General features: G+C 57.1%; 25 protein-coding genes and 1 tRNA gene. 11 read left to right on the forward strand and 15 right to left on the reverse strand.

Going from position 1 to position 24,243, the window contains the following annotated elements; genetic code table 11:
* Positions 1–27 precede the first annotated feature (27 nt).
* Positions 28–309 (reverse strand): hypothetical protein, encoded by a 282-nt coding sequence (locus H6F57_RS25920; protein ID WP_190631823.1) that lies wholly within the window; start codon positions 307–309, stop codon positions 28–30.
* Positions 310–464: 155 nt separating this feature from the next.
* Between H6F57_RS25920 and H6F57_RS25925 the strand changes: the two genes are divergently transcribed.
* Complete coding sequence (locus H6F57_RS25925; RefSeq protein WP_190631825.1) at positions 465–677, forward strand: hypothetical protein; 213 nt, start codon at positions 465–467, stop codon at positions 675–677.
* Between the two features lie 21 nt (positions 678–698).
* Here H6F57_RS25925 and folP read toward each other — a convergent pair whose 3' ends face one another.
* The 9 genes from folP to H6F57_RS25970 all read right to left on the reverse strand — a co-directional run bounded on the left by folP (position 699) and on the right by H6F57_RS25970 (position 8,116).
* A complete protein-coding gene (folP, locus tag H6F57_RS25930; protein ID WP_190631827.1) occupies positions 699–1,577 on the reverse strand; it encodes a dihydropteroate synthase in 879 nt (292 codons plus the stop codon).
* 149 nt (positions 1,578–1,726) lie between these two features.
* Positions 1,727–2,449 (reverse strand): ATP-binding cassette domain-containing protein, encoded by a 723-nt coding sequence (locus H6F57_RS25935; RefSeq protein WP_190631829.1) that lies wholly within the window; start codon positions 2,447–2,449, stop codon positions 1,727–1,729.
* Positions 2,442–3,107, reverse strand: coding sequence for an amino acid ABC transporter permease (locus tag H6F57_RS25940; RefSeq protein WP_190631831.1), 666 nt, complete (start codon positions 3,105–3,107; stop codon positions 2,442–2,444). Before H6F57_RS25940 ends, H6F57_RS25935 begins: the two co-directional genes overlap by 8 nt.
* Positions 3,108–3,130: 23 nt before the next feature.
* Positions 3,131–3,964: a transporter substrate-binding domain-containing protein gene (locus tag H6F57_RS25945; RefSeq protein ID WP_190631833.1), complete on the reverse strand. Its 834-nt coding sequence runs from the start codon at positions 3,962–3,964 to the stop codon at positions 3,131–3,133.
* 196 nt (positions 3,965–4,160) lie between these two features.
* Positions 4,161–4,430 carry a DUF5340 domain-containing protein gene (locus tag H6F57_RS25950; RefSeq protein ID WP_190631834.1) on the reverse strand — a complete coding sequence of 90 codons (270 nt, stop codon included), beginning with the start codon at positions 4,428–4,430 and terminating at the stop codon, positions 4,161–4,163.
* Positions 4,431–4,490: 60 nt separating this feature from the next.
* Positions 4,491–5,384 carry an indole-3-glycerol phosphate synthase TrpC gene (trpC, locus tag H6F57_RS25955; protein WP_190631836.1) on the reverse strand — a complete coding sequence of 298 codons (894 nt, stop codon included), beginning with the start codon at positions 5,382–5,384 and terminating at the stop codon, positions 4,491–4,493.
* A gap of 175 nt (positions 5,385–5,559) precedes the next feature.
* The gene (gene lpdA / locus H6F57_RS25960) at positions 5,560–6,996 is read right to left on the reverse strand and encodes a dihydrolipoyl dehydrogenase (protein ID WP_190631838.1); all 1,437 of its coding nucleotides are present in this window, start codon (positions 6,994–6,996) and stop codon (positions 5,560–5,562) included.
* A 196-nt stretch (positions 6,997–7,192) separates the two neighbouring features.
* Positions 7,193–7,984 carry an RNA methyltransferase gene (locus H6F57_RS25965; protein ID WP_190631839.1) on the reverse strand — a complete coding sequence of 264 codons (792 nt, stop codon included), beginning with the start codon at positions 7,982–7,984 and terminating at the stop codon, positions 7,193–7,195.
* Between the two features lie 48 nt (positions 7,985–8,032).
* Positions 8,033–8,116 (reverse strand) — tRNA-Leu (locus tag H6F57_RS25970).
* Positions 8,117–8,321: 205 nt separating this feature from the next.
* Here H6F57_RS25970 and murA point away from each other — a divergent pair.
* Positions 8,322–9,674 (forward strand): UDP-N-acetylglucosamine 1-carboxyvinyltransferase, encoded by a 1,353-nt coding sequence (murA, locus tag H6F57_RS25975; RefSeq protein WP_313933695.1) that lies wholly within the window; start codon positions 8,322–8,324, stop codon positions 9,672–9,674.
* A gap of 172 nt (positions 9,675–9,846) precedes the next feature.
* The gene (locus H6F57_RS25980) at positions 9,847–11,238 is read left to right on the forward strand and encodes an FAD-binding oxidoreductase (protein WP_190631841.1); all 1,392 of its coding nucleotides are present in this window, start codon (positions 9,847–9,849) and stop codon (positions 11,236–11,238) included.
* A gap of 50 nt (positions 11,239–11,288) precedes the next feature.
* Here H6F57_RS25980 and H6F57_RS25985 read toward each other — a convergent pair whose 3' ends face one another.
* Positions 11,289–12,110 carry a pentapeptide repeat-containing protein gene (locus tag H6F57_RS25985; RefSeq protein WP_190631843.1) on the reverse strand — a complete coding sequence of 274 codons (822 nt, stop codon included), beginning with the start codon at positions 12,108–12,110 and terminating at the stop codon, positions 11,289–11,291.
* A 207-nt stretch (positions 12,111–12,317) separates the two neighbouring features.
* Between H6F57_RS25985 and H6F57_RS25990 the strand changes: the two genes are divergently transcribed.
* Both H6F57_RS25990 and H6F57_RS25995 read left to right on the forward strand, forming a co-directional pair.
* Positions 12,318–13,010, forward strand: coding sequence for a phosphodiester glycosidase family protein (locus H6F57_RS25990; RefSeq protein WP_242025867.1), 693 nt, complete (start codon positions 12,318–12,320; stop codon positions 13,008–13,010).
* A gap of 129 nt (positions 13,011–13,139) precedes the next feature.
* Positions 13,140–13,601 (forward strand): hypothetical protein, encoded by a 462-nt coding sequence (locus H6F57_RS25995; protein WP_190631846.1) that lies wholly within the window; start codon positions 13,140–13,142, stop codon positions 13,599–13,601.
* Between the two features lie 10 nt (positions 13,602–13,611).
* Here the strand turns inward: H6F57_RS25995 and H6F57_RS26000 are convergent, their stop codons facing one another.
* The 3 genes from H6F57_RS26000 to menA are packed head-to-tail and all read right to left on the reverse strand — an operon-like array spanning position 13,612 to position 16,881.
* Complete coding sequence (locus H6F57_RS26000; RefSeq protein WP_190631848.1) at positions 13,612–14,997, reverse strand: AMP-binding protein; 1,386 nt, start codon at positions 14,995–14,997, stop codon at positions 13,612–13,614.
* On the reverse strand, positions 14,982–15,980 hold the full coding sequence (locus tag H6F57_RS26005) for an o-succinylbenzoate synthase (protein WP_190631850.1): 999 nt from the start codon (positions 15,978–15,980) through the stop codon (positions 14,982–14,984). Before H6F57_RS26005 ends, H6F57_RS26000 begins: the two co-directional genes overlap by 16 nt.
* Positions 15,970–16,881: a 2-carboxy-1,4-naphthoquinone phytyltransferase gene (gene menA, locus H6F57_RS26010; protein ID WP_190631852.1), complete on the reverse strand. Its 912-nt coding sequence runs from the start codon at positions 16,879–16,881 to the stop codon at positions 15,970–15,972. The genes H6F57_RS26005 and menA overlap by 11 nt, the downstream gene beginning before the upstream one ends.
* Positions 16,882–17,107: 226 nt before the next feature.
* Between menA and H6F57_RS26015 the strand changes: the two genes are divergently transcribed.
* Entirely contained in the window at positions 17,108–17,485 is a 378-nt protein-coding gene (locus H6F57_RS26015) for a single-stranded DNA-binding protein (RefSeq protein ID WP_190631854.1), read from the forward strand.
* Positions 17,486–17,706: 221 nt separating this feature from the next.
* Here the strand turns inward: H6F57_RS26015 and H6F57_RS26020 are convergent, their stop codons facing one another.
* Complete coding sequence (locus H6F57_RS26020) at positions 17,707–18,066, reverse strand: DUF1823 family protein (RefSeq protein ID WP_190631856.1); 360 nt, start codon at positions 18,064–18,066, stop codon at positions 17,707–17,709.
* A gap of 252 nt (positions 18,067–18,318) precedes the next feature.
* Here H6F57_RS26020 and H6F57_RS26025 point away from each other — a divergent pair, with 252 nt between their 5' ends.
* The 5 genes from H6F57_RS26025 to opcA all read left to right on the forward strand — a co-directional run bounded on the left by H6F57_RS26025 (position 18,319) and on the right by opcA (position 24,158).
* Complete coding sequence (locus H6F57_RS26025; protein ID WP_190631859.1) at positions 18,319–18,552, forward strand: hypothetical protein; 234 nt, start codon at positions 18,319–18,321, stop codon at positions 18,550–18,552.
* A 71-nt stretch (positions 18,553–18,623) separates the two neighbouring features.
* On the forward strand, positions 18,624–19,535 hold the full coding sequence (locus tag H6F57_RS26030) for an alpha/beta fold hydrolase (protein ID WP_190631861.1): 912 nt from the start codon (positions 18,624–18,626) through the stop codon (positions 19,533–19,535).
* Positions 19,536–19,797: 262 nt separating this feature from the next.
* The gene (fbp, locus tag H6F57_RS26035) at positions 19,798–20,853 is read left to right on the forward strand and encodes a class 1 fructose-bisphosphatase (RefSeq protein ID WP_190631863.1); all 1,056 of its coding nucleotides are present in this window, start codon (positions 19,798–19,800) and stop codon (positions 20,851–20,853) included.
* Between the two features lie 303 nt (positions 20,854–21,156).
* Positions 21,157–22,686 carry a glucose-6-phosphate dehydrogenase gene (gene zwf, locus H6F57_RS26040; RefSeq protein ID WP_190631864.1) on the forward strand — a complete coding sequence of 510 codons (1,530 nt, stop codon included), beginning with the start codon at positions 21,157–21,159 and terminating at the stop codon, positions 22,684–22,686.
* A gap of 137 nt (positions 22,687–22,823) precedes the next feature.
* Positions 22,824–24,158 (forward strand): glucose-6-phosphate dehydrogenase assembly protein OpcA, encoded by a 1,335-nt coding sequence (gene opcA, locus H6F57_RS26045; RefSeq protein ID WP_190631866.1) that lies wholly within the window; start codon positions 22,824–22,826, stop codon positions 24,156–24,158.
* Positions 24,159–24,243 lie beyond the last annotated feature (85 nt).

A 24,243-nucleotide genomic window follows, 5' to 3' on the forward strand; every position in this document is an offset into this window, starting at 1 on the left:
ATCGCGGCAATCGCTTTCTGGCGCAGGTCAAGGCTGTAGGGAGCTGGCATCACAATACTCCTCTCGATATCCTGTCATTTTGCCTGACCGAACCCTTATACGGATCGCTATACCAACAAAATACTTGCGGTCTACACTTTTGCCCGCGAAAAATTTTTTAACCGTCGCAATGCCGATGCCTTGGGTCGTTGTCTTGCCCTGAATCTCGACCTTGGCCGCAAAATCTTCTTTGCTGATACCCAATCCCGTCAAGGCATTATTGGCAATGGTCAGACCGTAGGGTGTTGCTGATAGAGATCGCTCTGCCATGCCGTTTTTTCTCGCTTGACCACGGTTTTACCCAAGGGTAGCGCAAGTCATCCTCAACTCACACCGAAGTCATACCGTCCGAAACCCTTGTAGGGACTGAACTTTCGCAGCTTCCCAACGATGATGAACTCATCCAATACAGCACGGAGTTCATTATGCAACCCACCAAAACACCACCCGCCTTCAACCTGGTTTTTTCCACTGTTCTATCGCTCACCCTTGGCTCAGGCGGCGCAGCTCTGCACATAGCCAGCCAACCCACCCTTACTGAGGCCCAAACCCATGTGTTAAATACCGCGATCGCCCTCTGGACCACCGGCACCACTACCCTCATTGGCCTACTCGGCACCAACAAGCCCCATGACTAACCCATCCACCCCATTACCCCATCACGCCTTCCCGCGCCACACCGCGTCGGCCACTCGACATACGTCGTGCATCTCCGCCCCGTCGTGGACGCGGATGATGTCAGCCCCGCCAGCGATCGCCGCGCAGCAGGTTGCCGCCGTACCCCACACCCGCTGCTGGGGGTCGGGCTGGTCTAAAATCCAGCCGATGAAACTCTTGCGAGAGGGTCCTACCAGCAGCGGCCGCCCCAGATCGCGAAACCGACTGAGCTGCCGCAGCAGTTCTAGGCTCTGGGCAGAGGTTTTGGCAAAACCCAGACCGGGGTCAACGGCAATTTTGCTGGGTTTGACGCCAACGGCGATCGCCGCTTCAATCTGGTGCTGCAAAAATTCGTAAATTTCGCCCACCATATCGTGGTAGTCGGTGCGCTGCTGCATGGTAATCGGGGTGCCCCGCAGGTGCATAATCATGATCGGAACGCCCAGGTCAGCCACCGTCGAGAGCATGGCATTGTCGTAGGTGCCCGCTGAGATGTCGTTGACAATGTCGGCCCCAGCCTTTACTGCTGCCCGCGCCACCGACGACCGGGTAGTATCTACTGAGATAATCGCCTGGGCCAGGGTGTCGTCGTCATCTCGACGAATCGCCTCAATCACCGGAATCACCCGTTCCAGCTCTTCGATACGGGAAATCGACTCGGCCCCCGGTCGGGTAGACTGGCCGCCAATGTCAAGAATATCGGTGCCGTGGTGCACCAGATGGCGCGCCTGGGCCACGGCTCGCTCAACGGTGTTAAATTGGCCACCGTCGCTAAAGCTGTCGGGAGTGACGTTGAGCACCCCCATCAGGTAGGTGCGGCTGCCCCAGGTCAAGGTGCAATCGCGAATTTTCCAAGCAGACGGCACCGTAAGCACAGACATGATAATTTACTCAGCTAGAACCTCTGCCTAGCTTAGACGAATTAGGAGGTTGAGAGTTGGGGTTTTGGGTTAGGGGGTATAGGGTTCAAGGTATACGGCTTGCAGTTCACGGTTTTGTCATACGCTCTATACCGTGCACCTTGAACCTCCTACAACACCTTTTCTAAAAACTGCTGGGCGCGATCGCTCTTCGGCGCACTAAAAAACACATCCGGCGGCGCGTCTTCTACCAAGTAGCCACCATCGAGAAACAGCACGCGGTTGGCCACCTCGCGGGCAAAGCCCATCTCGTGGGTGACAATTGCCATGGTGATGCCCGTTCTGACCAGTGCCTTCATCACATCCAGCACTTCTTTGACCATCTCGGGGTCAAGGGCGCTGGTGGGCTCGTCAAATAGCATTACATCGGGCTCCATGGCTAGGGCGCGAGCGATCGCTACCCGCTGCTTCTGCCCCCCCGACAGTCGCGACGGGTACTGGTCAGCCTTTTCCGCTAGACCGACCTTGTTAAGCAGATCTATGGCAATTTTGCTGGCGTCGGCCTTCGAGAGCCCCCTCACCTTCATCGGCGCGTAGGTGAGGTTGCCCATCACTGTTTTGTGGGGAAACAGGTTGAAATGCTGAAACACCATGCCCACATTTTGGCGCACCTTGAGAATGTCGCACTTGGACGATGTAATGTCGATGCCACCGACAAAGATGTGTCCGGCTGTAGGCACCTCTAGCAGATTAATGCAGCGCAGCAGGGTCGACTTACCCGACCCTGAGGGGCCGATAATGGCCACCACTTCCCCACTGTCTACTTCGGTAGAAATATCCTTCAGCACCTCCAGCGGCCCAAAAGATTTGACTAAATGCTCGATTTTAATCACTGCGGCGCATCCTCCGCTCAAGAACGTTAGCAGCCTGAGTCAGCCCCATCACCATGACGTAGTAAATTACCCCTACCACTAGCAGCGGCTCGAAGTAGAGAAAAGTCTGCCCCGCCACCACCTGGGCCCGCCGCATCAGATCTAACACTCCAATGGTAGACACCAGGGCCGAATCTTTTAGTAGCGCAATGGTCTCATTCACCAGGGCGGGCAGAATATTTTTAAAGGCTTGGGGCAAAATAATGTCGAGCATCATCGGCCGGTAGGGCACCCCCAGCGACATGGAAGCCTCCCGCTGCCCTTTATCCACCGCCATAATGCCGGCCCGAATAGTTTCAGAACTGTAGGCCGCCGAGTTGAGTGAAAAGGTAAACACCCCTGCCTCAATCGGCGAAATCTTGTAGCCGATCAGCTGGGGGGTGGCAAAGTACACCAGCGCCAGCTGCAAAATCAGCGGCGTACCCCGAAAAATTGACGTGTAGAACTCCGCAAACCACTTTAGTGGCTTGATGTTAGAGATCTTGAGCAGCGACAGCAGGGTGCCTAGGGTAAAGCCAAACAGCGCTGATAGCACTGTGAAGCGGAGGGTAACTAGAATGCCATTCAGGATGAAGGGCAGCGATGGAATAATTTGGCCGAAGTCTAAGTCTAAGTTCATAGGGCTAGGTTCTTGATGCGTGACTACTCAGCCCCGTCGCCAAACCACTTAACAATCAGCTCTTCCATCAGGCCGCTCGACTCCATCTCGGCCAGCACCTCGTTAAAGTCGCTCACTAGCTCAGAGTCTTTGGGAAATGCGATCGCCGAGCCCACCGGGCCTTCTGCAGGAATTTCGACCGACTCTAGGTCGGGGTTGTTCTCCAAAAATCCCTTCGCCACAGTGTCTTCGATAATGGCAGCATCAACGCGGCCCGACTTAAGTTCCTGCACGATCTCGTTGATGCGGTTGAGGGGCGACAGCTCGATACTAGGGGTTTCTTCAACCAGCTTGTTGGCAAGCTCTTCTTGAATAGAGCCCAACTGTACTCCCACGGTTTTGCCCTCTAGGTCAGCTGGAGAAGCAATGCCACCCCCTGACGGAAACACAATGGTCTGCCTAGCCTCGTAGTAAATTTCAGAGAAATCGACGTTTTGCTTGCGCTCTTCGGTGGGGGTCATGCCCGCCATTACAAAGTCGGCCCGCCCCGCCTGTAACGCTGGGATCAAGCCGTTAAAGTCAATGTTGGTAATCTCTAGCTCGTAACCCAGCTCTTCGGCAATGTGGCGGGCAATATCGACGTCAAATCCTACGATTTCCTCGGCACCGCCAGCGGTTTCGACAAACTCGTAGGGGGGGTAGTCAGCGGAGGTGGCCATGGTCAAAACACCGCCTCCCGACTCACCGTTTCCGGCCGCCCCGTCACCCCCGGCCGCCCCATCGCCTCCGGCAGATTGACCGCCCCCGCAGGCTGTAGTTAGACCCACAATAGTCAGAGCAACAGCGGCGGTGGATGCCAAAAACCGGCGTCGTTTCATGGTCTTTCCTCACAAACTATTTGGGGCGATAGGGCTGGGGTTGCCCGGTTAGCAGCAACACTTTAGGGCAAGGGCGCGGTTTCTAACCAGCACCCGACGATGGATATCCATCGGCCTCAAAGTGAACTTAATATAGCTTGCAGAGGAAAAAAGCCACTGGAAGTAGCGAGAATCACCGTTTTGCCAAGTCTTGCCCCTAGGGAGCGACATCTTCAGGTAAAAAGCGATCGCCCAGCTGATTCGTCGACCACTGATATTCAACGTCGATTTTGACCTGTCTACAGGTTTCTTCAAGCTGACGCTGCTGCGACAGAGCCTTACGCAGGGCAACGATCAAGTCCTGCACCTGCACCCGAATCTGAGGATTTTGGTAGGCCACCGACATCGTCTGCTGCTCTAGCAATCGCAGCAGCAGCTCGTAATGAATGTGGGAGGGTAGCGGGAGCGGTTTGCCTAGATTTGCCATTGCGGTGCCCCAGGGTGAGATCTGTTGATTAAACCAGGAAGTCGTTAAAGACTTCAGTATCTAGTCCGTATTTTTTTCATAAAGCTGGTCAATGGCCAGCCCTGGGTCGGGTTGCCGAATCAGCGACTCGCCCACCAGCACGGCCCCCACTCCGGCCGCCGTTACCGCCCGCAGGTCTGCTGGGATATGAATGCCCGACTCGCTGACCACCAGAGCATTGCTGGCAGCAAGGGCCTCGCGCCGCGCCGCGATTAGCTCAGCGGTGGTCTCTAAGCGGGTGGTAAAGGTTTCTAGATCGCGATTGTTGATGCCAATCAGCGCCAGATTCGGCACCGCCAGCACCCGATCTAACTCCTCTAAGGTGTGAACTTCGACCAGTACTGCCATCCCTAGGGCTTTGGCAATCTGTGCAAAGTAGACCAGATCTTGGTCAGAGAGAATGGCGGCAATCAGCAGCACCGCGTCGGCCCCCTTCGACCGAGCCAGATACATCTGGTAGGGGTAGATGATGAACTCTTTGCACAAGAGCGGCAGGTCAACCGCTTCCCGAATCTGGGTTAGGTACTCGAAATCACCATGGAAGAAGGTTTTGTCGGTGAGCACCGAGAGGCAGGTGGCTCCGTGGGCGGCGTAGGTTTGGGCGATCGCCACCGGGTCAAAGTCAGGCCGCATTACTCCCTGGCTGGGAGAAGCCTTTTTGACCTCAGCAATCAGCGCTGGCGTGGTGCGGCCATCGCGCAGAGCGGCAACAAAGTTGCGGGGCGGGGGCGCATCGAGCACCTGCCGTTGCAGATCGGCCAGGGGCAAGCGCTCCCGTAGCTGAGCGACCTCAGTTTCTTTGTGCCAAACGATTTTTTCTAAGATATTTCGGGGTTCGGCATCATCCACTTTGATTTGGTATTGCAAGTGTTTGACTGCAACAGCGGGATTGGGAGGGCGACGACGAATCTTCATCTTTGACGTTTAAATTGACGATTTTAGGGCGATTTTGGACTGTAGGGTGGGCAATGCCCACCACTGTCTGAGCTAATTACCAGCTACTCAAGGCTATGGAACTCCGGCCATTATCAGGGGCGATATTCCCCGGATTTGACTCATAGGGGAGTGGGCATTGCCCACCCTGCGGGGATCAGGTGGAGACCACGACGGCCCGCTTAAAGGCCTCGTCGAGCACCTCCGAGAGGGTGGGGTGGGTGTGGACGCAGAACGACAATTCGGTGACGGTCTGGCCGTTGGCGATCGCATTGGCTGCTTCCTGAATCAGATCCGCCGCGTGCATACCAATAATGTGAGCGCCGAGGATTTCGCCAGTGTCTTTGCGGTAGATTACCTTGGCGAGCCCATCGCCCTCGCCCTCAGCCAGAGCCTTGGAGTTGCCCTTAAAGTAGGTCTTTACGGTGTCAATGGCATACCCCTCGGCCTCGCCCAGGGTCTTGGCGGCGGGTTCTGTCAACCCCACAAAGCTGACCTCGGGGTGGGTAAAGGCTGCCGCCGGAATGCTGAGGTAGTTGAGCTGGCGCGGCTCGCCACAGATGGTTTCTACCGTGAGAATGCCCTGGGCCGAGGCGGCGTGGGCCAGCATCATTTTGCCAGTGGCGTCACCGATCGCCCATAGGTGAGGTACTGGCTGGCCATCCCGCAGCACCTGCAGGTGGTCGTCCACCGGAATAAAGCCTCGGCGATCGGCATCGACACCGACTTTTTCTAGACCCAAATCTTTTGTCGCTGGGATGCGCCCGGTGGCCACCAGGCAGGCGTCCACCTCCAGGGTTTCCACGACCTCGCGGGTTTCGCGATTGGCTAACTCGATCACCACTGGGGTTCCAGGGGTGACTTTTTGGGCAATCACCCCAGCGCGGGTTTCGATGTCGCGGGGGGCAATCAGCACCCGCTGGGCGATCTTGGCGATGTCGGGGTCGAAGGTGGGCATCAGTTGATCCAGCGCTTCGATGATGGTGACTTCGCAGCCCAGGGCGGTATAGACATCGGAAAACTCTAGGCCAATGTAGCCGCTGCCGATAATGGCGATCCAGTCGGGCAGCCAGTCAAGCTTCAGGGCTTCATCGCTGGTAAAGACGGTTTTGCCGTCGGTCTCAATGCCGGGGGGCACAAAGGGCACCGAGCCAGGCGACAGAATAATATCTTTAGCCGTAACAATTTTTTCGCCGTCGGGGGTGGCGATCGCCGCCTTCTGCTCCCCCGCCAGCCGCGCCCAGCCCTTAATGATATCGACCCCCAGCCGGGTGAGGCTGTTGGTCATATCGCCCTGGATCTTGCTGACCAGATTTTTGGCGTGGTCGGCAATGGCTTCGCGATCGTAGGTGACGTTCCCCACCGAAATGCCCAGGGACTTGAGGTGGTGCTCGTTGCGCAGCTCCCGCACTCGGCCCGACGCCGCCAGCAGTGCCTTAGAAGGAATGCAGCCCCGGTTTACGCAGGTGCCCCCCATCACATCAGCTTCAACAATGGCGGTCTTCAGCCCCCGCTTTACCGCATGCAGGGCGGCACCGTGGCCCCCTACCCCAGCACCAATAATCAGCAGGTCGTAATCAAATGCGTCGCTCACAGCAGGCTCCTGAACAGGTAGTCCAAACGGGATTAACTTCAGCTTAAGTGGCCAGCTAGGTGGTTGGGGAATGTGCCCTCAGCCTAGCCGCAAACCTGGGCCGTAGACCAGGGTCGCAGGGTATGGATACTGCGACCAACAGAGTTTCCTTTCATTCTTGACCACCGAGAGCAATCAGACAACTCCTAAGCTTGGCCTAATCTTGGGCTTTGGCCCACCGCTGCCGCCGCGCCTCGTAGAGCAGCAGGGCCGCCGAAATCCCCACATTTAGCGACTCCACCGCCCCTGCCATGGGAATGCGCACCTGCACTGTAGCCTGGCACTGAAGGTCTGCCGATAAGCCTGCTCCCTCATTGCCCAGCACAATCACCGTGGGTTTGGTGAAATCCACCGACCAATAGTCCACCGTGGCGTGGGAACTGGTGGTCACCAGCTGCACCCCGGCCTGATCCCAGTTCGCCAGAAGATCATTCAACTCACCCACTACCGTCAGGGGCAGCCGAAACCACTGGCCCGCTGAGGCCCGCAGCACCTTGGGGTGGTCGGGGGCGACGCTGTCGGCGCTCAGCCACAGGCCATCCACCCCGGCGGCTACCGCCGTTCGAATAATTGTGCCCAGGTTGCCGGGATCTTGCAGGGTTTCTACCGCTAGCCCTATGCCCTGAACGTCAAGGTTGGGGGGGCGGAGGAACTGGGGAGCGATCGCCACGACTCCATCGGGATGCTGGGTCGTGGCCATGCCTTCCAACAGCGCATCTGACACCAGTTCGACCCGCTCGGCCCGCTCTTCTAGCTCCAGGGCTAAATTGGGATGGGCCTGCTGCCAATCGGGGGTATAGCAGGCAATTTCAATTGGGTAGTGGGTGGCGAGGGCTTCCTGAATGAGGTGGGTGCCTTCGAGCAAAAATTGGCTCTGCGATCGCCGCGCCTTAGCCTGGTGCAGCTTTCTAAAAAGTTTAACCAGGGGATTTTGCAGGCTCGTAAGCATGACGTAATCCCCTGGTTAACCGTTTGACTGTCGCTAACGACTATGAGATGCGGAACCCGGGACTTGAACCCGGAAGTTATTGCTAACACTAGGACCTGAACCTAGCGCGTCTACCAATTCCGCCAGTTCCGCTGGCTGGGCGTATTACCGCCGCGATTTGTAATCATGCACTGAGTTTGCACCAGAGTCAAGTGTGTAAAAAAAGATTTCGTGATTTTAAGTGAATCGGCTATCCTGATGTGGCCAAGCCCGGCAAATAAGTCTTGATTACTGTGGCGAAATTGATGATTTCGAGTAGAATCTAGACGAAATTTGGGAAAAGGTGGAGTTATCAGTCGTGGAGGACACCGCTATCGTTACGTCCATTGGTTTACCCAACCCTGTAGCCGCTGCCGAAGCGGATGGTGCTGTCCTTGAAATTATTGGCGGTACTCCCCTGAGGGGTCAAGCGACCATCAGTGGAGCCAAAAACTCCGCCTTGGTGGTCATGGCTGGTACCCTGCTCTGCTCGCAACCCTGCCGCATTCGCAATATTCCTCACCTGATGGATATTGAGCGCATGGGGGAGGTGCTTACCGCCCTCGGGGTAGGTCTTAAGCGCGAAGACGATGCCCTGGTGGTAGATGCCACCACCATTGCCCACACCAAAGCCCCCTACGACGTAGTGAGCCGTCTACGAGCTAGCTTTTTTGTCATCGGCCCCCTACTGGCCCGCATGGGGGTAGCTCGCATTCCTCTACCCGGCGGCTGCGCGATCGGGGCTCGCCCGGTAGAGCTGCACGTGCGCGGGCTTCAGGCCATGGGGGCCGATGTGCACATTGAGCACGGCACCGTACACGCCTATGTACCCGGCAGCGGCGGACGCCTGCAAGGGGCTAGAATTTACCTCGACTACCCCAGCGTGGGGGCTACCGAAACCCTGATGATGGCCGCCACGCTGGCCGACGGCGAAACCATCATCGAAAACGCCGCCCAAGAGCCTGAAGTCACCGACTTGGCCAATTTTTGCCGGGCCATGGGGGCGCGGATTCGCGGCGCGGGCACCAACACCATTACCATCGTCGGGGTGCCTAGCCTGCACAGCACCGACTACGGCATCATTCCCGATCGCATTGAGGCCGGCACTCTGCTAGTGGCGGGGGCGATCACCCGCTCTGAAATCAGCCTACATCCGGTGATTCCTGAGCACCTCACCGCCGTGATTGCCAAGCTTCAAGAAATTGGCGGGCAGGTGGTGGTCGATGGCCCCAGCCGCGTGCGCTACGTGCCCTCTCACACCATTACCCCCACCGATATTCAAACCGGGCCATTTCCGGGCTTTCCCACCGATATGCAGGCCCAGTTTATGGCGCTGATGGCGGTCTGTGAGGGCAGCAGCCTGATCACCGAAACGGTGTTTGAAAATCGCCTGCGCCACGTAGCCGAGCTTAATCGTATGGGGGCCGACATTCGCCTCAATGGCAACTGCGCCATTATCAAGGGCGTTCACCAGCTCTCGGGGGCCCCGGTACTGGCCACCGACCTGCGAGCCTCGGCTGCTCTAGTGCTGGCCGGTCTAGCGGCCAAAGGCACCACCACCATCCAGGGTCTACACCACCTCGATCGCGGCTACGACGATTTGGAGGGCAAGCTCCGGTCCCTGGGCGCAAACCTGCGTCGCTACCACGATGGCTCGGTTCCTGTTATTTAGCATTAGGCGCTAACAGCGATCGCACGCACAACGGGGCCAGGGTAGGAAGCTGCCTTGGCCCTTTGCTTTTAGGGCTATAAATTGTGGCGGCGATCGCACTCTTCTATACAGATCAGCCACCCAACCGGCACCTTACACTAGCAACAGCAATCTTCTACTGGTTGACTCGTCTATGACCCTGGCTCGCCCCGCTACTGACTGGGATGCTCTAGCTCAAGCCTTTGGCACGATCGAAACTATTCGCGACCCCAACCAGCGCGAGAAACTCTCCAAGGACTATTACTATTTCAGCCCGGTGCTGCAAGGGCAGCTAGCCGACCTCGTGGCCGATTTGATTGTGCGCCCTACTAGCGAGGCCGAAGTGCTGGCAGCAGCCAAGGTCTGCGTCGAGGCGCGGGTGCCCGTCACCGTGCGAGGGGCGGGCACCGGCAACTATGGCCAGTGCATTCCCCTCGAGGGCGGAGTGGTGCTAGATCTGAGCAAAATGAATGCGGTAAAGCGGGTAGAGCCAGGGGTGGCCTGGGTGGAGCCGGGGGCCAAGCTGGCGGCGATCGACAAAGTGACCCGTGAAACCGGCTGGGAATTGCGGATGTACCCCTCGACCTACCGCACGGCGACCATTGGCGGCTTTATTGGCGGCGGCAGCGGCGGCATTGGGTCGATTAGCTATGGGCAATTGCGCGATCGCGGCAACCTCAACGCCGTACGCGTAGTCACCTTCGAAGACCATCCTCGGGTGATCGAGCTACGCGGCGACGAGGTGCAAAAGGTCAACCATGCCTACGGCACCAACGGCATTATTACCGGGCTAGAAATTCCCCTGGGTCCAGCCTACCCCTGGGCGGAAGTAATTGTGGCCTTCGATGACTTTATGACCGCCGCCCACTTTGGCCAAGCCCTGGGCGATGCCGATGGCCTGATCAAAAAGCTGATCAGCATCCACGCCTGGCCGATCCCCAGCTATTTTGCGCCGCTGAAGCCCTACTTGCCTGAGGGCAAAGCGGTGGCACTGCTGATGGTGGCCGAGCCTTCCCTAGCTCTGTTTGGCGAATTGGTGAAGGGATTTGGCGGCACTATCACCTCCAGCAAATCGGCCCAGGAGGCCAGCAAAGGCGCTCCCCTGGCCGAGTTCACCTGGAACCACACCACTCTCCACGCCCGCAGCGTTGACCCCTCGCTCACTTACTTGCAAACTCTGTTTCCCTACGATCCGAAGCTGGAGCGGGTGCGCCACTTCCATGAACACTTTGGCGACGAGGTGATCATGCATCTGGAGTATCTGCGCATGGGGGGCAACACGATTCCGGCGGCGCTGCAAATTGTGCGCTACTCGACCCCTGAACGGCTGGCGGAAATTATTCGCTACCACGAAGACAACGGCGCGCTGATTGCTAACCCCCACACCTATCTGCTCGAAGACGGCGGCATGAAAAAGGTGGACGCGGTTCAGGTAGATTTCAAAGCCGAGGTTGACCCCTACGGGCTGCTCAACCCCGGCAAAATGCGCGGCTGGCTAGAGCGAGTTGAGGCGTCAACCAAGGGCTCTTTCCCCGCATCCAACTAAAACCTTGTTCAAGGTTATCTGCCGCCGCACAACTTTGCCGTCGGCTGTCTTTACCGACCGATTGCTTTCGAAAAATCAGTATTTTTTAAGTTCCCCTGGTCAAATTGAGCATTGGTTAGATTGGCTCCTCGAAAAGAGGTGCCAATCAGCTGGCTGACCCCGTGACCCAATGCCTGCAGCGAGCAGATGGCAAACCCTACATAGGCCAGCGACAAAGCGCCCAAGCAAACCCCCCAGATGTATTGCCTAGCGCTCAAATGGGCGATCGCCGCAGTCCATACTAAAAAGGAGAACCCATAGGCCGCAATTGCGCCCAAGGCGGGAATGATCACTCCCATGGGCTTCTTAGCCATCAAACCGAAGACGACCGCGAGGCCGGCCCCGGCAACTGCACCTGCGATCGCAGCCTTAAGGCTCTGGTCAAAGTAGTTGCCAAGGTAGAAAAAACCTACCAACGCCGCCGAACACACGCCAGATAGGTGCATCCCTGCTCGACCAACCCTGCCACCCCACCCGAATAAAGCGCGGCTAGCCGAACCAACCCCCGCCACTCCTGAAAAGATGTGTAGCATTACGACAGACATCCAGGCCGATTGCTCTGGCGTCTGCCCCAAAGCGCCAAAAACCATGTGGCTCAGTCCATAGGCAAGCGCTAAAGCAAACGCTCCAGCAACCACAAGCGGTAGAAACACTTGGCGACGGGTCTGTCCTGTTCTAGCGCGCTCAAAATTAGCCCCCACCAGTTGGGCATGGCCAAAGTTACAGCCTCGAATATCAGAACCTTCAAAATCAGCACCACTCAGGTTTCTGCCCCTAAAGGAGCGGTTGCGTAAATCCCGATTGCTAAAATCGAGGGAATCCAAATCACCCATACGCTATCCGTGCTGAAAAGAGTAGGACGACAATGGCAGTTAATAGTCGCAACAGTGCTGTTGCTGCCTTTGATTTTATATGCACAGCTCTGTTTTCAGCGCCCCCCTCACACGCTGACTCAGCAAACCCTTTTTCCAGGAATTAGCTATCAGCGAAGCGTATATTCTTCGCCTCGCCCCTACATTCTTCATCTCATTACCCTTGATTTGACAACCCCTGGCATCCGAGCATTTACTACTCCTGGCAGACCTGCAGACGATCGGGGCGAGACCACTGCACGGACGGCGTCAGACTTCTTGCAGGAATTTGACCTGCAGCTGGCCATCAATGCCAATTACTTTTATCCGTTTCGTGAAAAGGCACCTTGGGACTTTTATCCCCACACGGGCGATCGCGTCAATCTGGTGGGCCAAGCTATTTCCAATGGCAATGCCTATGCTTCTGCTGAGGCAGATTGGCCAGCCCTCTGTATTTCTCCAGCTAATCGTGCCCAAATCTCGGGGACAGGCGAATGTCCTGTCGGTACCGCCCATGCCGTTGCAGGCCGGGATCTGTTAATCCTTAACAACAATCCGGTTGCCCTTAAAGGTGAGCCCGAGTCGGATCAGCCCTACTCTCGTACGGCAGTTGCTGTAGACAAGACGGGGGAAACTCTATGGTTGGCTATCGTTGATGGCAAGCAGCCTTTCTACAGTGAGGGCATTACCCTGGCAGAGCTAACCGAAGTCTTCAGTCAGCTTGAGGTTGACACGGCGCTCTGTTTAGACGGTGGGGGTTCATCCACCTTAGTCGTTAAAACCGGGTCAAGGCCAACGGTTCTAAATGCTCCCATTCATACCAAAATTCTAATGCGGGAGCGTCCGGTGGCTAACCATTTAGGGTTTTACGCTCAAAAGTGATGTTTCTGCCCCAAAGACGATGCCATAGCTGATTCAGCCGCTTGAATTTTGCGAACCTTCGGACTGTTAAGCTCGCCAATCGTTTCGTCTGAATTGGCTAACCTTACTGATCACAGAGATGAACAATCTATGCCTCTGCCCATAGAACGTCCGTTTACCGATGAAGACCGAATTGAGTCGCTGAAGGCAGCCGTATTGGCAGGTATCGCTGCTGGTATGGTGGCGGCTGGGCTCCTGCTGGCCCACCGTGTGCCATCCCTCGGTTGGGACGGGGCGTTAGCCTCGATCGCATCGGGTCTCAGCGGCAGCACTTTTTGGGTCAGCGCCGCGATCGCGGGCCTCTCCGGCGGGCTGTTTGGCATTACCTATCGATACGCTGTGCGCCAAGACGAAAACTCTCAGCTTAAAGCCGGAGTGGTACTGGCCTTTAGCCTGGTGCGGGGGTTGGCCCTGGTGAATGTGGCGGCGGCGGTGAGCCTGCACGGCTGGCCCTTTGCAGCGGCGATCGCCGAAAGCCTGCTCATCTTTGCCAGTTCTGCCGCCAGCCTAGAGCTAGCACGGCAGCAGAACTGGATCAAACCCGTGAAATGAGTCAGGAACTTTAACCGTCCATACCTAAAATCTTTTGGGCCAGAGCCAAGGACTGGGGACGGCTGAGTTTGCCCTGGGCGGTTCTAGGCAGGGCACTGATGAGAATCCACTGCTTGGGTAGTTTGTAGGGGGCCAGCCGCGATCGCAGGCGATCGGGTAGATCGTGCAGTAAGTTTGGGGAATTGATCACCACCAGGGCGCAGAGCCGCTGACCCCAGTGATCGCACGGCAACCCCACCACACAGGCATCGCTCACCCAGCCCGTCGCCAGCAGCACCGCCTCAATTTCTTCAGGGAATACGTTCTCGCCGCCGGTAATAATTTTGGTACTGCTGCGCCCAACAATATATAGATAGCCCCCGTCATTGAGATAGCCAATGTCATCGGTGGTGAGAGAATTTGCCGCGATCGCCGCCCCAGCAGATGGTAGATATCCCTGGGCTAGGGAATTGGAGCGAATGACAATTTTACCGGGCTGTCCTGATCGCTGGGGCTGGCCCTGGTCGTTGAGAATAGTGAGATTGACGTGGGGCAGGGGTCTGCCGCTGCTGCGGTGCCCCGCCAAAAATTCCTCTGGTAGTAGGGTGGCGACCTGGGCGGCGGTTTCGGTCATGCCGTAGGTGAGGGCAACAGGAATTTGATCTGCCTGGGCTTGGTCGAGGAGCGATCGCCAGGCTGGAGCGCCCCCCAGCAACACCGCCCGAAAACTCCGCAGCCAGGGGATAAACTCACCGCCCAAAGCCAGCAATTCTTGCAGCTGAGTCGGTACTAGTGAGAGAAACCCACCGCTGGGCAAAGCAGCTCTTTTTCCGCCTTTGAGGTCACTGTAGGATTGCAGTGCCAGACAGCCTCCCGAAGCCAGCACCCGTAGCGCCTGCATTAGCCCGCTGACGTGAAACAGCGGCAGCACACAGTAGGATTGCACGGCCCCAACCCCAAAGTGAGATCGAAATCCTTCAATGGAGACGTTCAAGGTATCCCAGCTATGCACCGCAAATTTGATCTGTCCGGACGAGCCGCCTGTGGGAATGAGAATTTGCCCTGGCTGACTTGCCGCTACCTGGCAGGGGTAGCTCTTAATTTTCAGCCCAACTGGAGCATCCCACTTAGGGTTGACTAGGGCTTGCACCTGCTGGCGCTCGCGATCGCTCCAGCGAGGATTGACCAATACCACGGTGCAGCCTTCTGACCAAGCGGCCATGCAGGTCGCCAAAAACTGAAGCGGGTCAGGTTCGGCAATCAAGACTCCGGGGGTGTGTGAACCGCAGGATTCTCTGTAGGTCGCAAAAACAGGGGTAAGTTCGCTTAAACGCTGCCAAAACTCCTGACTGCTAGGGCCAATTAGCCAATCGTCCCCCCAGCGAGTTTGAAGCAGCGCCTTTAGAGTCTGTCCCATAGTTCGGCGGGGGTGAGGGTATCCCAATCGTCGGCAAACCAGCCCTGGGTACCAAAGCCCAGGGCTGGCGCCGGGGAAGGAGAACAGCGGGCGGCAACTGCCAATGCGGCCTGTCGTCCGATCACAGTTTCAAAGGCAGAGGAAAAGACGAGGCGGGGCTGATACTGTTGACAGAATGCTTCTAACTTCTGGGGTGAACCGGCGATCGCAGGTTTGACCACAAACACCCCTCGCCAGCCCCGTTGCCAACAATTCTCTAGCTGAGCCACTGTAGCGACCGACTCATCTAGGGCGATCGCGGTTTGATATCGCTCCCCCAATGCTGTCATCGCTGTTAGCTGACTGGGCGGCAACGGCTGCTCCAGGTGTTCAACCGTGGCCAACTGCGGACTGGCATTGATGCGATCGCAGGCTGCCAGCCATTGCTCGGCCTGGGCCAGATTCAGCCCGCCATTGGCATCCAGCCGCAGTCGAGCATCGGGGGGCAGGGCTTGCACCAACTGATTTAACCAGTAAATTTCGTCAGCGATGGGATGCACGCCAATTTTCCACTTTAAAGTGCGATGGCCTTGAGCTATGCGCTGGGAAGCGATTTCTACCGCCGTTTCGCCAGCGGGCAGAAGGCCGCAGATGGCTGCGTTAGCAAAGCTATCCGCAGGAATCGCCGGTTCTTGCCCACCAGCAGAGTTTTCCGTATCTAAGTCCGCCGCTGCCGACTCTAGCCCAAACTGGGTGGCCGGCAGCCCATTGGGAATGGGCTGCGATCGCCATTCTTCCCCCTGAGCCTGGCAAAACGCTAGGGCTTCTGTCACCGATTCGCTGCCAAACCAAGGAATCGGGGCCACTTCGCCGTAGCCCACTCGCCCCAGGCCATCTGTCAGACGAATTAGCAGGCCCTCTCGCCATACCCACGGGCCGTGGGCGGTGTGCAATGGCTGAGCAAATCGCCTACGGTAAGAGCGAACCACTAGCTCAACGCCCATAGGCGCTTAGCCAAAACCCCAGGCTCAACAGCACCCCGCTCCAAAAGTGAAAGCCAATGGCAAAGAATTTGGCGTTGAAGACCCGCTGGGGTTGGTCGTGGTAGCGGGTAACGTGGCGACTCAACCGCCAGGCCGACGGCAGGCTGCCAAATACTAGTGCTGTCCAGATAGGGAATAGGCCAAGCACCAGGCCCAAGGCAGCGATCGCAAACACAATCCCACATACCCATGGAATGAGCGCCGCCCCTCGCTTTGTGCCCAGACGCACAATGGGCGATCGCTTGCCCGCCGCAATATCATCCTCCACCTGGTGAAAGTGGGAGCAAAACAGCACCAGAGTCGTGGTCAGCCCCACCATCACCCCTGCCATTTGGCTACTCCAAGACCAGCTCTGGGTCTGGCTATAGTAGGCCGCCCCCATGGCCAGGGGGCCAAAGCTAAAAAAGCACAGCACTTCTCCCAGCCCCTGGTAGCCCAGGCGAAAGGGTGGCCCCTGGTACATGTAGCCCAGTCCGCAGCACAGCAGGACGATCGCCAGCACGGTGGGGTCTTGCTGGTAGGCCGCGATCGCCACAATGCCGGCGATGCCTAAGCCCAAACACAGGTTTGCTAAAGCAAAAACCAATCGCCGACTGCGCGTGAGGTTAACAACAGAATGCGCCTTATTGACATCAATGCCTGTCTCCGAGTCAAACACATCATTACTGAGGTTTTCCCAGGCCAAAATAAGCACCGCCGCCAACAGAAATAGCGCAAAAATACCGCCGTCAAACTGGCCAGTTTCAGCGTAGGCGATCGCACTGCCCACCACCATCGGCATGATGGCAACGCTATACATAGGGGGCTTTATAGCCGCTAGCCAAAGTTTGCGGTCAGCTTGGTTTACCGATTGGGTGGTCATAGCACTGTAATTCCTTCAGGCCTAGCATATCGCTAAGCCGGACCCTGGCCGAAGCCAACTTTACAATCCTCCCTTTCTCCACGCTGCTAAATATACGTAGGCGTTAGTCTAAAAAATTACGTAAAAATCCATAGTAAATTGTGAATTTAGCTTGTGCATATTAAAGCCACAGGCATCTGTCGCGTCGGGCGGGGTCTAGTGCATCTACCCTGTGGAGACTTCAACTATGTCCAGTCGCGGATTAAATCTGTTCACTCTGTCCGGCAATGTTGCCGCCGACCCTCAGGTGCGTAATGTTGAGCGCAAAACCGGCGGCTGTGCCCAGGTAGCCGAAATGACTATCTACGTCGAGCGCATTCCCAGCCGCAAAGACAACGACAGCTTTACCGTTGATATCAGCGTGTGGGAAGGCTCCCCCGCCTGGCGCAAGCTCACCCACGTTAAAAAAGGCTCATTGATTATCGCTAGCGGGGCGATCGATGCCTCCCCCTACGTCAGCAAAACTGACTCCCAGGCGCGGGCCGGGCTCCAGCTCAAAGCCACCGACATCTTTCTGGATTCTTCCCCCAAAGTTGAAGAGCCTAAGCCAGAGAGCGAGTTTTAACCATTGAGCTATTCTGCTACTCCTTGGCCTAACGGCAACCCTCACGTCACAGGTTGCCTTCGCCAACGACCCTAGCAGAACCAAGATCCACGGAGAGAGCGCCGTGGGTTGAGAGCGAGGATGCGGTTAGCCGCATCCTTTTCTAATTTTGAGCCGCTGGCAGCTTACCTGGAGATGCCACCCGTTGGTGTGGCCCGTCCAAAAAACGAACGACTTCGCTCTCAGCCACCACCCGTTTGCTGCTTGCGGTGGCTCAGCAGCCAGCTCACCATCGTTGCCCGCCGCGTCAACCGAGGAATTAGCTGATCGACCGTGTAGCCCTTAAACCCCAATTCTTCCTTTAGCAGCTGCTTGTCCTCCGGAGGAATCGACCGGGTCAGTTGCACCGTCGCCGGGCGACTCTCGATAAAGTTTGGCGGCTCTGGGTATTTTTCTGCCCAAACTGGCTCCACCGCCGAGCTATCCCAACCAGCGGAAATTTCTCGGTAGCCCAAGCCATACCACACCAGACGGGTCACGGTGTCGTCATCTAGCTCGTCGTTGAGAATGGCCCACAAAATATCGTCGGTCAATGGAGGCATAGAAAGTTATCCACCTGGCTAACTGCCACTAGGGTTGAGCAAACCCATACCCAGTTTAAACATCGGCCCAGCAAGCCTGAATGACCTACTGCGCTTGGGGCAGCGGTGTCTACGCCAATGATGCGATTCCGCTTTGGCCCATCCACTTCTTTCTCCCGTCACATCCCGGCCCCAAAACACACTTAATGATCACAACCATTAGTTAGTAACTGTGCTAGCGATCGCCATGCCTTTAGCCTAGAGGACCTTACCATGCAACGCCCCCGTCGCCCTCATCACGTGCTCAGCCTCACCTTCAGCCTGATCAAATACTTCTTGTTTGGGCTAGCGGGCTGCACCATTGCTTACGTCATCGCCCTAGTGCTCGACCTATCCCTAGTAGCTGCGGCAATCGTGTTCTTTTTAGAACAGGTGTTGGCGCGATCGCTCGTGCTGTTGGGTTGTCTGTGGGCGATCGCGGTTATCCACGAGTCGGCCCGCTCCTAGTTCTAGCTGAACCCTACCCTTTTCGCTATTGTAAAGGAGTATTAAGCAGGCCGATACCGAGAGATACCGCTGTGACCACTGCCCTGGCTATTCCCGACGTTAAAACCTGGCAATGGCAGGGGTTTTCCATTCGCTACCAGCGCATTGGTGAAGCGGGGGTCCCAGTGTTGTGCATCCACGGATTTGGGGCATCGAGCGATCACTGGCGGAAGAATCTGCCCGCCTATGGCGAGAGTTTTCAGGCCTATGCGATCGATCTAATTGGTTTTGGCTTCTCTGACAAACCTACTCCCAATCAACCGCTGGCCTACACCTTCGAGACCTGGGGCCAGCAAATTCTAGACTTTTGCCGCGAGGTGATTGGTCAACCCGCTTACCTGGTAGCGAATTCCATCGGCTGCATCGTGGCGCTCCAGGCCGCTGTAGATGGGTCTGAGTGGGTCAAGGGCGTGGTAATGCTCAACTGCTCTATCCGCCTGCTGCACGAGCGGCGGCGGGCCGAAATTCCCTGGCACCAGCGCCTTAGCACTCCCGTGGTGCAGCAGCTGCTGGGCTATTCCCAGGTCGGTCGCTTCTTTTTCTCCCGCATTGCCCAGCGCAAAGTCATTCGCAATTTGCTGGGTCAGGCCTACCATCGCTCCGAAGCTATCACCGACGAGCTGGTTGAGGCCATTCTGGGCCCCGCTCTCACTGAGGGGGCTGCCGATGTGTTTCTGGCCTTTGTGCGCTATTCCCAAGGTCCGTTGCCCGAAGATCTGCTGCCCCAGGTCCAGTGCCCTGTGTGGATTATCTGGGGCCAAGACGACCCCTGGGAGCCGGTGGCCATGGGTCGCAGCCTGGCGAACTATCCGGCAGTTCGGGCAATGGAAGAACTCTCGGGCGTGGGCCATTGCCCCCAAGACGAAGCTCCCGAGCTGGTCAATCCACTGGTGCTAGGCTGGTTGAGCCAGTCTGAATTGCCCGCTGAGAGAGAAAATCCCTAAGTACTCTGCCCAGGTAGGCGAGAAACATTTCCCCCCCGGCCAACCCAGATTGGCGCGATCGCACCGTTACTAATCTTGAAATAGTCCTGAATCTGGGGCCAATTCTGGTGCTCAGCGTTGTCTCATTTCTAAAGTGTCTCTAAAGGTTGGCCATCGATCGCAGTCTGCCTTCTTACCATGGAGACAGCCTGTAGACATAACACTAGGGGATTGTCGCCCTCGCTAGACACCACAGCCCTATCCCACAGAAAGGAATCCTACGATGGCCGACTACCAACCCGCCGACTCCGCCTTTGCCCTCGATCGCGACTGCACTACCCTCTCTCGCCACGTGCTGGAGCAGCTCCATAGCTTTGGCCCCGAGGCCCAAGACCTCAGCGCTCTGATGAACCGCATTGCCCTAGCCGGGAAGATTATCGCCCGACACCTGAGCCGCGCTGGGTTGATGGAGTCGGCCCTGGGCTTTACCGGCGATACCAACGTTCAGGGCGAGGCCGTCAAAAAGATGGATATCTACGCTAACGACGTGTTTATCTCGGTCTTCAAGCAGAGCGGCCTAGTCTGCCGCCTGGCTTCCGAAGAGATGGACAAGCCCTACTACATTCCCGAAAACTGCCCGATTGGGCGCTATACCCTGCTTTACGACCCGATCGACGGGTCATCCAACGTCGATATCAACCTTAACGTCGGCTCTATTTTTTCCATTCGCCGTCAGCAGGGCGACGACCTCGACCAAACCGGAGCCGATCTGCTGCAAGACGGCCACCAGCAGCTGGCAGCGGGCTACATTCTCTACGGCCCCAGCACGGTGCTGGTGTACTCCATTGGGCGTGGGGTGCATGCCTTTGTGCTCGACCCCAGCCTAGGCGAGTTTATTCTGGCCACCGAAAACATTCAGGTGCCGGCCCATGGCCCCACCTACAGCGTCAACGAAGGCAACTTTTGGCAGTGGGAAGACGCCATTCGCGACTTTACCCGCTACGTGCATCGCCACGACGGCTACTCGGCTCGCTATACCGGGGCGCTGGTGGCCGACTTCCACCGCATTTTGACCCAGGGCGGGGTGTTTCTCTATCCCGGCACCACCAAAAAGCCTGAGGGCAAGCTGCGGCTACTCTACGAGACGGCTCCCCTGGCCTTTTTGATTGAGCAGGCCGGTGGTCGGGCCAGCACCGGCACAGAAGACATCATGGGGGTGGTGCCGGGCCAAATTCACCAGCGCACGCCCTTCGTGGTGGGCAGCCGCGACGATGTGGCTTTGGTGGAGTCGTTTATTCAAGACCACAGCCGCCGCCAGAGCACCCTACTGGCCAACTAGCCCTAGGGAAGGGGCGGGTTGTTAGCTTATCTGAGGCGATCGCCCCTTTCCTTTAAACCCCACTTAAACTGATTGGGTAAAGCTAAACCGGTAGCCTGTGCTACGGCCTAAACCACAGATTAGCTTTATTTAATACCTTTGCTAAGGGGTTAATTAAGACCGTCTATAGTCTGCCTAGTTTTGTAAAATCTGCTGTCAATATAGATTTCGATTTCTGTTATTTGTAGGTGGCTGCCGCGATCGCCAAATCAGCCAATATCAACCTTGTCAGTGCGTCGTTACTAACGTTTACTCCCCACGCTTATGGTGTCCTTGCTTGAAAATCCCCTGCGCGCTGGTCTTCAACAAGACCGGATTCCTGAGCCGCAAATTTTGGTAATCTTCGGGGCCTCCGGCGACCTCACCCAGCGCAAAATTGTGCCCGCCATTTACCAAATGCGGCGCGAGCGGCGGCTACCCCCCGAGCTGACGATCGTCGGCGTCGCCCGCCGCGAGTGGAGCCACGAGTTCTTTCGCGAGCACCTGCGCGAAGGGGTAGAAGAATTTGGCAATGGCCTGGGCCATGAAGCCATTTGGAATGACTTCGCACGAGGGCTGTTTTACTGCCCCGGCGACATTGACAATCCGGCCTCCTATCAGGCACTTAAAACCCTACTGGCCGAGATTGATGTGACCAGGGGCACCAAGGGCAACCGGGTGTTTTATTTGTCGGTAGCACCACGCTTTTTTGGTGAGGCCACCCAGCAGCTAGGGGCCGCAGGCATGCTCGAAAACCCCGACAAACAGCGGCTGATCATTGAAAAACCCTTTGGCAAAGATCTGTCTTCAGCGCGGGTGCTCAACCGCGTGGTGCAAGATGTCTGCGACGAACGCCAGATCTACCGCATCGACCACTACCTCGGCAAAGAAACTGTTCAAAACCTGATGGTGTTTCGCTTTGCCAACGCCATCTTTGAGCCCCTGTGGAACCGGCAGTTTGTCGATCACGTGCAAATTACTGTGGCCGAAACTGTGGGCCTAGAGGGTCGGGCGGGCTACTACGAGACTGCCGGAGCGCTGCGCGACATGGTGCAAAACCACCTGATGCAGCTCTTTAGCCTCACCGCTATGGAAGCCCCCAACTCCCTCGATGCCGACGCCATTCGCAACGAGAAGACCAAGGTGCTGCAAGCCACCCGCCTAGCTGATATCGACGACCTTAGCCAGTCGGCGGTGCGTGGGCAGTACTCCGGTGGCTGGATGAAGGGGCAATCGGTACCGGGCTACCGTGAGGAGGAGGGGGCTAGCTCCAACTCGACGGTGCAAACTTTTAGCGCCATTAAGCTGGAGATCGACAACTGGCGCTGGAAAGGGGTGCCCTTCTACATGCGCACCGGCAAGCGCATGCCCAAGAAGGTGAGCGAGATTTCTATCCACTTCAAAGATGTGCCCCACCTGATGTTTCAGTCGGCGGCCCAGCAGATGAACCACAACGTGCTGGCTCTGCGGATTCAGCCCGACGAGGGCATTTCCATGCGGTTTGAGGTGAAAACTCCTGGCAACTCACTGAGGACGCGATCGGTGGATATGGACTTTCGCTACGATGCCGCCTTTGGCCAGGCCAATACTGACGCCTACGCCCGCCTGATCGTCGACTGCATGCTGGCCGACCAGACCCTGTTTACCCGCGGTGACGAGGTTGAAGCCTCGTGGCGGCTGCTAACCCCTCTACTCGAAGCCTGGGATGCCCCCGCTGACCCCAAGGCTATTCCCCTTTACGAAGCAGGCACCTGGGGACCGATGGAGGCAGAGTTTTTGCTGAACAAAGACGGCCGCCGCTGGCGACGCCTCTAAAAAAGTTTTGAGTTTTGTTCGCGAAGCGTCTCCGATGGAGAAATGCTTAGTTTTAATTTGCAGCCCCAATTCCTAAACTCAAAACTCAAAACTTAGAACTCAAAACTTCCAAATTCCCTTTTACCCCCAACATTCCTATGACTACGACTCCCATCGTTGCCCTCCAAAAGCCCAAGGATATTTCCCTGGATGAGATCGAGTCAGAGCTACACAATATTTGGTACCAGCAAGACTCAGGCATGACCGCTCCCATGGCGACTCGGGCCACCACCTTCACCATGGTGATCTACGAGCCCGAGGAGGTACAGCAAATTTTGGCGGCCCTGGGCTACTACACCGGCTTCATTGACAGCAGCCATGGCAGCCAGACCCGCGAGGCCATTCGCCAGGCCCAGATGGCCTACGATCTGCGGGTGACGGGCCGGGTTGATCCCCCCACCCTGGCGCGATTGCGTCAGGAGTACGCCCAGCTTTCTGATGTTCAAAAACAGTACCCCAACCTCGACCAGCGGGGGTTTAGCCTGAGCGAGTCGATTTCGGCCCACAACCCCTGCCGCATCATCAGCCTTTGCCCCACCTTTGGGGAAGATACAGGAGTAACTGCCCAGGTTTCGGTCTACTGCCCGGTGCAGAAGAAAGGCTCAGGCAACCTAGTGTGCTGCGAGTACATCAACCTGCGGGGTACCAAAGCCGCCCTGGGGCGAGTCAGCGACCTGATTGCCTCGTTGATTTTGCCGGAACTGCCCAAGTTTGTGTGGTGGAAGGCTACCCCCAGCCCCGAACAGCTGATCTTTCAAAACCTGGCCAAGTCGAGCAACTGCATCATTGTTGACTCAAGCTACTTCAGCGATGCCGAGGCCGAGCTGCAAAAGATGCAGGAGCTGATCGAAGCGGGTACCTACATCGCTGACCTCAACTGGCACCGCTTGGCCCCCTGGCAGGAGCTGACCGCCGCCGCCTTTGACCCCCCGGAGCGGCGCGAGTCGCTGGTGGATGTAGACCGTATCAGCATTGACTATGAGCAGGGCAACGCGGCTCAGGCGCTGCTGTACTTGGGCTGGTTTGCCAGCCGCCTGGGCTGGCAGCCAATCGATTACATCGAGGAAGGCGGCATCTACAACATCAAAAAGATCTATTTCAAAGGCACTAACGGTCTAGACATTGAGGCCGAGCTGGCGAGCATTCCGGTAGCGGACTCGGGGGAAGTGGTGGGCGACTTGACCGGGCTACGGCTGGCCTCTACTGACAAAAACGCCAACTGCTGCACCATTCTGTGTTCTGAGACCACTGGCTGCATGCGCATGGAAGCCGGGGGCGGTGCCCAGGCCTGTCAGGTAGAGCAGGTCACGGCTCTCTCTGACCAGAAGGCCGACTTTATGCTGGGTCAGCAGCTCCAGCGCTGGGGCGAGGATGTGCTGTATGAAGAGAGCCTGGCTATGGTGGCGAAGATCATGACCCTGCTAGCTAGATAGAGGCTGGCAGAGTTGAAGGCTTGCGGCCCAGACGATCGCGACAAGGGGGGCTAAATCCTTTACAGTGACATCCATTGTGTTGGGA

The organism is Leptolyngbya sp. FACHB-60 (assembly GCF_014695775.1).
In the GTDB taxonomy this organism is placed as follows: Bacteria; Cyanobacteriota; Cyanobacteriia; order Phormidesmidales; family Phormidesmidaceae; genus Nodosilinea.

Coding starts and splice junctions, on each gene's coding strand:
- H6F57_RS25920 (WP_190631823.1), bottom strand. CDS start 309: ATGGCAGAGCGATCTCTATCAGCAACACCCTACGGTCTGACCATTGCC.
- H6F57_RS25925 (WP_190631825.1), top strand. CDS start 465: ATGCAACCCACCAAAACACCACCCGCCTTCAACCTGGTTTTTTCCACT.
- folP (WP_190631827.1), bottom strand. CDS start 1,577: ATGTCTGTGCTTACGGTGCCGTCTGCTTGGAAAATTCGCGATTGCACC.
- H6F57_RS25940 (WP_190631831.1), bottom strand. CDS start 3,107: ATGAACTTAGACTTAGACTTCGGCCAAATTATTCCATCGCTGCCCTTC.
- H6F57_RS25945 (WP_190631833.1), bottom strand. CDS start 3,964: ATGAAACGACGCCGGTTTTTGGCATCCACCGCCGCTGTTGCTCTGACT.
- H6F57_RS25950 (WP_190631834.1), bottom strand. CDS start 4,430: ATGGCAAATCTAGGCAAACCGCTCCCGCTACCCTCCCACATTCATTAC.
- trpC (WP_190631836.1), bottom strand. CDS start 5,384: ATGAAGATTCGTCGTCGCCCTCCCAATCCCGCTGTTGCAGTCAAACAC.
- H6F57_RS25965 (WP_190631839.1), bottom strand. CDS start 7,984: ATGCTTACGAGCCTGCAAAATCCCCTGGTTAAACTTTTTAGAAAGCTG.
- H6F57_RS25980 (WP_190631841.1), top strand. CDS start 9,847: ATGACCCTGGCTCGCCCCGCTACTGACTGGGATGCTCTAGCTCAAGCC.
- H6F57_RS25985 (WP_190631843.1), bottom strand. CDS start 12,110: ATGGGTGATTTGGATTCCCTCGATTTTAGCAATCGGGATTTACGCAAC.
- H6F57_RS25995 (WP_190631846.1), top strand. CDS start 13,140: ATGCCTCTGCCCATAGAACGTCCGTTTACCGATGAAGACCGAATTGAG.
- H6F57_RS26000 (WP_190631848.1), bottom strand. CDS start 14,997: ATGGGACAGACTCTAAAGGCGCTGCTTCAAACTCGCTGGGGGGACGAT.
- H6F57_RS26005 (WP_190631850.1), bottom strand. CDS start 15,980: ATGGGCGTTGAGCTAGTGGTTCGCTCTTACCGTAGGCGATTTGCTCAG.
- menA (WP_190631852.1), bottom strand. CDS start 16,881: ATGACCACCCAATCGGTAAACCAAGCTGACCGCAAACTTTGGCTAGCG.
- H6F57_RS26015 (WP_190631854.1), top strand. CDS start 17,108: ATGTCCAGTCGCGGATTAAATCTGTTCACTCTGTCCGGCAATGTTGCC.
- H6F57_RS26020 (WP_190631856.1), bottom strand. CDS start 18,066: ATGCCTCCATTGACCGACGATATTTTGTGGGCCATTCTCAACGACGAG.
- H6F57_RS26025 (WP_190631859.1), top strand. CDS start 18,319: ATGCAACGCCCCCGTCGCCCTCATCACGTGCTCAGCCTCACCTTCAGC.
- fbp (WP_190631863.1), top strand. CDS start 19,798: ATGGCCGACTACCAACCCGCCGACTCCGCCTTTGCCCTCGATCGCGAC.
- zwf (WP_190631864.1), top strand. CDS start 21,157: ATGGTGTCCTTGCTTGAAAATCCCCTGCGCGCTGGTCTTCAACAAGAC.
- opcA (WP_190631866.1), top strand. CDS start 22,824: ATGACTACGACTCCCATCGTTGCCCTCCAAAAGCCCAAGGATATTTCC.